The organism is Marisediminicola senii, assembly GCF_011057645.1.
In the GTDB taxonomy this organism is placed as follows: domain Bacteria; phylum Actinomycetota; class Actinomycetes; order Actinomycetales; family Microbacteriaceae; genus Marisediminicola; species Marisediminicola senii.
In genome coordinates this window covers 1-6,589 of the sequence record NZ_JAALGE010000079.1, presented here as the reverse complement: position 1 = coordinate 6,589, position 6,589 = coordinate 1, and the positions used below count along the sequence as shown (strand labels likewise).

Below are 6,589 nucleotides of genomic sequence, written 5' to 3'. Positions count from 1 at the left end.
AGACGGGCGCCGGGGCGCACGGCACGCGCCCCGCGCATCGGCCCGTCGAGGGCGAGCGACCGGCGGGCGGCGTCGGCGCCCGACGCCCACTCGGGATCCTCGACCGTCGTGAGGTGCTGCAGCAGGTACGGGGGAACGATGAAGTGGCTCATGATTCGATGCTGCCACGGGCCCCCGACGTCGCCCCGAACCCCCGCCGCGAGCGAATCCCCGCCGGGGTGGAAGACTGGGTACATGGACAGTCCGGATGTAGTGGTGGTCGGCTCGGGACCCAACGGAATGTCCGCGGCGGTGACGATGGCCAGGGCGGGCCTCTCGGTGCGGGTCTACGAACGCAATCCGACCATCGGCGGCGGCGCGCGCACGATGGAGCTCACGCTTCCCGGATTCTGGCACGACATCTGCTCCGCGGTGCACCCGATGGCGCTCGCCTCAGGGTTCTTTCGTTCGTTCGAGCTCGAGAAGCGCATCGACCTGGTCGTTCCCGAACTCTCGTACGGGCATCCACTCGACGGTGGTCGGGCCGGCCTCGCCTGGCACGACCTCGACCGCACCGCAGATGACCTCGGTGTCGACGGCCGGGCGTGGGACGGCTTCTTTCGCCCGCTGGTCGAGCGCGCACACGAAGTGGCGCAGTTCAGTGGCTCCAACATCCTGCAGGTGCCGCGGCATCCACTCACCATCGCGCGGATGGGCATGCGCATCCTCGAGCAGGGCTCGCCCGCCTGGAACCTGCGCTTTCGCGGAGAGGAGGCCCCGGCGATGCTCACCGGCGTGAACGCGCACGCGATCCGTCGCATGCCGAGCCTCTCGACCGCGGCCGCCGGCATCGTGCTCGCGGTGCACGGGCACGCGCGCGGCTGGCCGGTTCCCATCGGCGGGAGCCAGGCGATCATCGACGCGATGGCCGACGACCTGCGGGCACACGGGGGCGAGATCGTGACCGACACCGAGATCACCTCGCTCGCCGAGCTGCCACCCGCCCGCGCCGTGATCCTCGACACCAGCGCCAAGGCGCTCGGGCAGATCGCGCGCGACGTGCTGCCCGACCGCTACCTCAAGGCACTCGACCGGTTCAGCTACGGCAACGCGATCGCCAAGGTCGACTACGCCCTGTCGGCGCCGGTGCCGTGGGCCAACGAGCACCTGCGCACCACCGGCACCCTGCACCTCGGCGGCTCGCGCGCCGAGCTCGCGGCATCGGAGGCGGAGGTCGCGGCGGGCCGCCACCCGGCGAGCCCCTACGTGCTGGTGTCGCAGCCCAGCGCCTTCGACCCGTCGCGGGCGCCGGAGGGCAAGCACGTTCTGTGGGCATACACCCACGTTCCGGCCGGGTCGACGGTCGACTGCCGGGAGGCGATCACCGCGCAGATCGAGCGCTTCGCCCCGGGCTTTCGCGACACCATCCTCGCCTCGGCCAGCCAGAACGCGGTCGAGGTCGAGCTCCACAACCCGAACTACGTCGGCGGCGACATCGCGGCGGGGGAGCCCAGCATCCGGCAGCTCATCGCCCGGCCGACCCTGTCGACCGACCCGTGGCGCACCCCGACCGACGGCATCTACCTGTGCTCATCGTCGACGCCGCCGGGGCCGGGAGTGCACGGCCTGGCCGGCTACTACGCCGCCCGGAGTGCCCTCCGCCACGAGTTCGGCATGACACCCCCCAACCTGAGAAGGACGTGACCCCTTGGCCACCAACTACCGCATGATGGCGTGTGCCCCCGAAGACCTGTTCAACGTGCTCACCGACGGCTGGCTGTTCCCCAGCTGGGTGGTCGGGGCGGCGCGCATCCGCGACGTCGACGAGTCCTGGCCGGCAGAGGGCTCGAAGCTGTACCACTCGTTCGGAATGTGGCCGATGCTGCTGGACGACACCACCACCCTCGAGGAGTGGGACGCCCCGCACCACGTCAAGCTGCGCGCCAGGGGCTGGCCGATGGGCGAGGCGTTCGTTCAGATCGACGTCAAGCCCCGCGGTGAGGGATGCATCGTCCGCATGATCGAGGACGCCATCCTCGGCCCCGGGCGTATCGTGCCGCAGTTCATGCGCGACCCGATGATCCACATGCGCAACACCGAGACGCTGCACAGGCTCGCCTACATGGCAGAGGGCCGCGCCCGCACCGCCGTCGCGGCCTGAGGCCGACCGGCGGTACCGACACGGCCCTCGTTACCGGTGCGGCGCGTTACGCGATCTTGCCGCCCGCGATGAGGATGGTCGCACCCGAGGTGTAGCTGGCGTCGTCGCTCGCAAGGTAGACGTACGCTCCGGCGCACTCGGCGGGCTGGCCGGGGCGCTCGTATGGGGTGTCGGCGCCGAAGTTGGTCAGCTCGTCGGGGTTGCCGGCATCGGGCTGCAGGTTGGTCCAGAACGGCCCGGGGGCGACCGTGTTGACCCGGATGCCCTTCGGGGCGAGCTGTTGTGCCATGCCCTCGGTGAAGTTGATGATCGCGGCCTTCGTCGACGCGTAATCGACCTTGTCTGGCGACGGCTGGGTGGCCTGGATACTGCTGGTGGTGATGATGCTTCCGCCCGCGGGGATGTACTCGAGCGCCGCCTTGGTCAGCCAGAAGAGCGAGAACACGTTGGCCGCGTAGGTCTTGGTGAGCTGATCGGTCTCGAGGTCGAGGATGTCGTCGATGTTGTTCTGGTACCCGGCCACCATCACCAGGGTGTCGAGTCCGCCGAGCTTCGATGCAGCCTCGTTCACGACGTCGACGCACTCCTGCTCGCTCGAAGCGTCGAGCTTGAGCGACAGGGCGACGCGCCCGGCCTTCTCGATCTGCTCGACGGTGCCCTCCGCGCCCTCTTCGTCGCTGTGGAAGGTGAACGCCACGTCAGCGCCCTCGCGCGCGAATGCGATCGCGGCGGCGCGCCCGATGCCGGAGTTGCCCCCGGTCAGCAGCACCTTGCGGCCCTCGAGCCGGCCGCGGCCGACATAGGACTCCTCGCCGTGGTCGGGGGAGGGGGACGGTTTGCCGTCGATGACGTCGAATGGCGGGCGGGGGTACTGGTCGCGTGGATCATTCATGCTCCCCAGTGAACAAGTCGCCGCGGCATCCCGAAAGCCCCTTGCGGGCGGGCGGCATGGGCGGTACCCGGGGTACATACGGGAAGTCGTGTGGCAGAGCTGTCGCGATGCGGTGGCAGTGCAGTAGCAGTCCTGTCGCGATACGGGCATGGATGCCGGCGCCGCCCGCACAGCCCGGCCGTGGCAGACTCGGCGAATGACTACGACTATCGCCCTGCGCGGCGACACCGGCCCAGCTGGCACCGGCACCGAGTTCGACGCCTACGTGGCGGTCCCCGCCGGCGAGGTGCGCGGCGCCGTGATCGTGATCCACGAGATCTGGGGACTCGTCGACCACATCACCGGCATCGCCGACCGCCTCGCCGCCGAGGGCTACCTGGCAATCGCGCCCGACCTGCTGAGCCGGGTCGGAATCGATCCACCGATCGGCCTCGAGCTGCAGGACATCATGTTCAGCCAGGACCCGAAGGTGCGCAGCGACGGCCAGCCGCGCCTGCGAGAGGCCCTGTCGCCGCTGCGATCGCCCGAGTTCGGTGCCGACGCGCTGGCCAGCCTCACGGCCACCGTCGACTACCTGGTCGAGCAGCCGGGCGTCGACGGACGCATCGCCGTGACCGGCTTCTGCTTCGGCGGGAGCAACGCCTTCGCGCTCGCCGCGGCCGACCACCGCATCCGAGCTGCCGTGCCGTTCTACGGCCAGGGCCCTGAGGCGTCGGCCGACGCGGGCATCGCGTGTCCAGTGCTCGCGTTCTACGGCCAGAAGGACACCGGCCTGATCGACGCGCTGCCCACCGTCACCGCGACGCTCGAGGGTGCTGGCGTCGACTTCCGCACCGAGGTGTACCCGCAGACCGGGCATGCCTTCTTCAACGACACCAATCCGTTCACCTACGACGCCGACGCGGCGAACGATGCCTGGACGAAGCTGCTGGCGTTCCTCGATGAGACGCTCGGCGCGCAGGCCCCGGCTGACGCGCGCTGACGCGCACTTGACGGGCACCTGACGCGCACTCGACTGGCACTGACGGGCGGCCAGCGCGACTCAGATCAGGTCGCGCAGTGCTTCTTCCGGGCTGATGCCGGCCGCGGTCGCCCGCCGGGTGAGCCGCGCGAATTGGTCGGACGACAGCGACACGGTGACGGAGACGGTGGATGCCGCGGCCGCCGGTACCTCGTCGGTGCCGTCGTCGTCGAACGAGAAGAGCTCGGGGTGCGCGGCTGCGGCGGGTGCCGCGGCCGGTACCGCAGCGGCAGGCGTCGCGGGCGCAGCGGGAGCGGCGGGCTCCGCTGCTCCCGGCAGCCCGCCCCCGCGCAGCGCCGCGGGGCGAGCGGCAGCATCCACGTCTCCCTTGCGCACCCAGCCGGGGCCGGACGGCACAGCACGTCCGCGCTGGAATGCCTCGGCTACCGCGCGTGCCCTGGCATCCGCGGCCTCGTTGAGCGGGTGGTTCGCGTGCCCCTTGACCCATTCGAAGCGGTACTTGCGGCCGACCAGCGCGGCGTCGATCTCCTTGAGCAGCTCGAGGTTCATCACGGGCTTGCCGTCGCCCTTGCGCCAGCCCTTCGCCTTCCAGCCGCGCATCCACTTGGTCACCGAGTTGATGACGTACTGGCTGTCGCACAGCACGAGGAGCTCGTCGTCGAGGTGCGCGGTCGACCGGAACAGGTCGAGCACCGCCATCAGCTCGCCCTGGTTGTTGGTCGCGTGCTTCCAGCCGCCGGCCGCCCAGCAGTCGTCGTCGACGTACCAGGCCCAGCCGGCGGGCCCGGGGTTTCCGAGGGCGGATCCGTCGGCGGCAGCAGTGATCACGGGGTGCCTTTCGTGGGGAAGCACCCAGTCTGCCAGCCGCGGGACGCTGGCCCCGTCGACACCGTGGCGCAGTGCATGGCACAACCGACACCGGTGCAGCCGACGGCGGTCAGCCCGCACGCGCGGAACGCACGGTCGCCTCATAGAAATGGCATAGCAACGGCATAGCGTCGCGGCGTTGAGTATGGGTAAGTCGTCGGCCAGGCACTCTGGCCGGCGCACCACATCTCTCCACCCGTGCCCAGGAGGCGCCGCAATGACCACCGACCAGGAACCCCAGAACACTCCCGCACCGCAGAACACTCCCGAACCGCAGCCCGCAAGCGTCGCTGCACCCGCGCGTAACCGCCGCCGCCGCTCCGCACTCCTCGTCACCGCGGTCGCCGCCGCCGCGGTCATCTCCCTCGGGGCGGGCGCCACCGCGAGCGCCACCCTCGCCGGGGCCGCATTCAGCTACGGCCGCGGACTCGCCGAGACGCCGCAGAGCACCTCGGGCTGGTCGTTCCCCGTCACGCCGTCCCCGCGTTACGAGTCCCCCCAGCAGCAGGCGCGGCAGCGGCAGTCTCCGCAGCAGCAGCAGTCCGGTTCGGCGTCGTCCACCGCGACGCCCGCGACCGCCGAGGAGCAGCAGGGCGTCGTCACCATCCTCACCACCGTCGGCTACGACGACACGGCCGAGGCGGCAGGCACCGGCATGGTCATCGACTCCGACGGCTACATCCTCACCAACAACCACGTGATCGACGACTCCACGAGCATCGAGGTCACCGTCGAATCCACCGGTGAGACCTACGCCGCAACGCTGGTGGGAACGGATGCCACGGCCGACGTCGCGGTGCTCCGCCTCGACGACCTCGGCGGCGCGGCCCTCGACACCGTGTCCTTCGACACCGACGGGGTCTCCGTGGGCGACGACGTGTACTCCGTGGGCAACGCCGGAGGCACCGGCGACCTCGTCACGGCCTCCGGCGCGGTCACCGCGCTCGACCAGAGCATCACGGTCTCGAACGAGTACTCGCGGTCGACCGAATCGCTGACCGACCTCATCGAAGTGGATTCCGACGTCGTCTCCGGTGACTCCGGCGGCCCGCTGTTCGACGCGGACGGCGACGTGGTCGGGGTCGTCACCGCGGCGTCCTCCGGATCCGCCGACATCGTCGGATACGCGGTCGACATCGACACGGCCCTCGCGGTCGTCGACCAGATCGAGACCGGCGTCGAGACCGACACCGTGCAGATCGGCTACCCCGCCTTCCTCGGCATCGAACTGGGTGCCACCCAGGGCGCGCAGGGTTCCCAAGGCACGCAGGGCACCGCGCAGGCCGGCGTCACCGTCGGGGGAGTCATCGACTCCAAGCCCGCCGCGGCAGCCGGCCTCGTCGCCGGTGACGTGGTCACCTCGATCGACGGGGTCGCCGTGACCTCCGCCGAGCAGCTCAGCAGCATCGTGGCCTCGCACGACCCCGGTGACCAGGTCAGTGTCGGCTACACGGATGCCGCGGGTGCTGCGCAGTCCACCACGGTGACGCTCGTCGCCGGTCCCGCATAACCGACGCCCCGACCTCCCCCCACACGACACGGCTGGCCGCGAGGCCGGCCGTGTCGCGTGTCCGGAACCCGGCAGCACCCCCGCCCCCCACGCCCCCCGCCGCACCCCCCACCCGCCCCCCCCCCCCCCCCCCGCCGCCCCCCCCCCCCCCCCCGCCGCACCCCCGCACCCCCCCCGCACCCCCCCCCCCCCCCCCCG

General features: G+C 71.1%; 6 protein-coding genes. 4 read left to right on the top strand and 2 right to left on the bottom strand.

Annotated features, from left to right (window positions below; genetic code table 11):
• Window positions 1-234: 234 nt before the first annotated feature.
• Window positions 235-1,683 carry a phytoene desaturase family protein gene (locus G5S38_RS14965; protein WP_165070348.1) on the top strand — a complete coding sequence of 483 codons (1,449 nt, stop codon included), beginning with the start codon at window positions 235-237 and terminating at the stop codon, window positions 1,681-1,683.
• Between the two features lie 4 nt (window positions 1,684-1,687).
• On the top strand, window positions 1,688-2,140 hold the full coding sequence (locus G5S38_RS14960; RefSeq protein WP_165070346.1) for an SRPBCC family protein: 453 nt from the start codon (window positions 1,688-1,690) through the stop codon (window positions 2,138-2,140).
• 46 nt (window positions 2,141-2,186) lie between these two features.
• Here the strand turns inward: G5S38_RS14960 and G5S38_RS14955 are convergent, their stop codons facing one another.
• A complete protein-coding gene (locus tag G5S38_RS14955; RefSeq protein WP_165070344.1) occupies window positions 2,187-3,032 on the bottom strand; it encodes an SDR family oxidoreductase in 846 nt (281 codons plus the stop codon).
• A 196-nt stretch (window positions 3,033-3,228) separates the two neighbouring features.
• Between G5S38_RS14955 and G5S38_RS14950 the strand changes: the two genes are divergently transcribed.
• A complete protein-coding gene (locus G5S38_RS14950) occupies window positions 3,229-4,014 on the top strand; it encodes a dienelactone hydrolase family protein (protein WP_165070342.1) in 786 nt (261 codons plus the stop codon).
• 60 nt (window positions 4,015-4,074) lie between these two features.
• Here the strand turns inward: G5S38_RS14950 and G5S38_RS14945 are convergent, their stop codons facing one another.
• Entirely contained in the window at window positions 4,075-4,842 is a 768-nt protein-coding gene (locus G5S38_RS14945; RefSeq protein WP_235929118.1) for an RNase H family protein, read from the bottom strand.
• Window positions 4,843-5,098: 256 nt separating this feature from the next.
• Between G5S38_RS14945 and G5S38_RS14940 the strand changes: the two genes are divergently transcribed.
• The gene (locus tag G5S38_RS14940) at window positions 5,099-6,391 is read left to right on the top strand and encodes a S1C family serine protease (protein WP_165070337.1); all 1,293 of its coding nucleotides are present in this window, start codon (window positions 5,099-5,101) and stop codon (window positions 6,389-6,391) included.
• The last annotated feature ends 198 nt before the right edge of the window (window positions 6,392-6,589 follow it).

Bases quoted from the DNA above. Each gene is read 5' to 3' on its own strand.
- G5S38_RS14965 (WP_165070348.1), top strand. From the start codon at position 235: ATGGACAGTCCGGATGTAGTGGTGGTCGGCTCGGGACCCAACGGAATG.
- G5S38_RS14955 (WP_165070344.1), bottom strand. From the start codon at position 3,032: ATGAATGATCCACGCGACCAGTACCCCCGCCCGCCATTCGACGTCATC.
- G5S38_RS14950 (WP_165070342.1), top strand. From the start codon at position 3,229: ATGACTACGACTATCGCCCTGCGCGGCGACACCGGCCCAGCTGGCACC.
- G5S38_RS14940 (WP_165070337.1), top strand. From the start codon at position 5,099: ATGACCACCGACCAGGAACCCCAGAACACTCCCGCACCGCAGAACACT.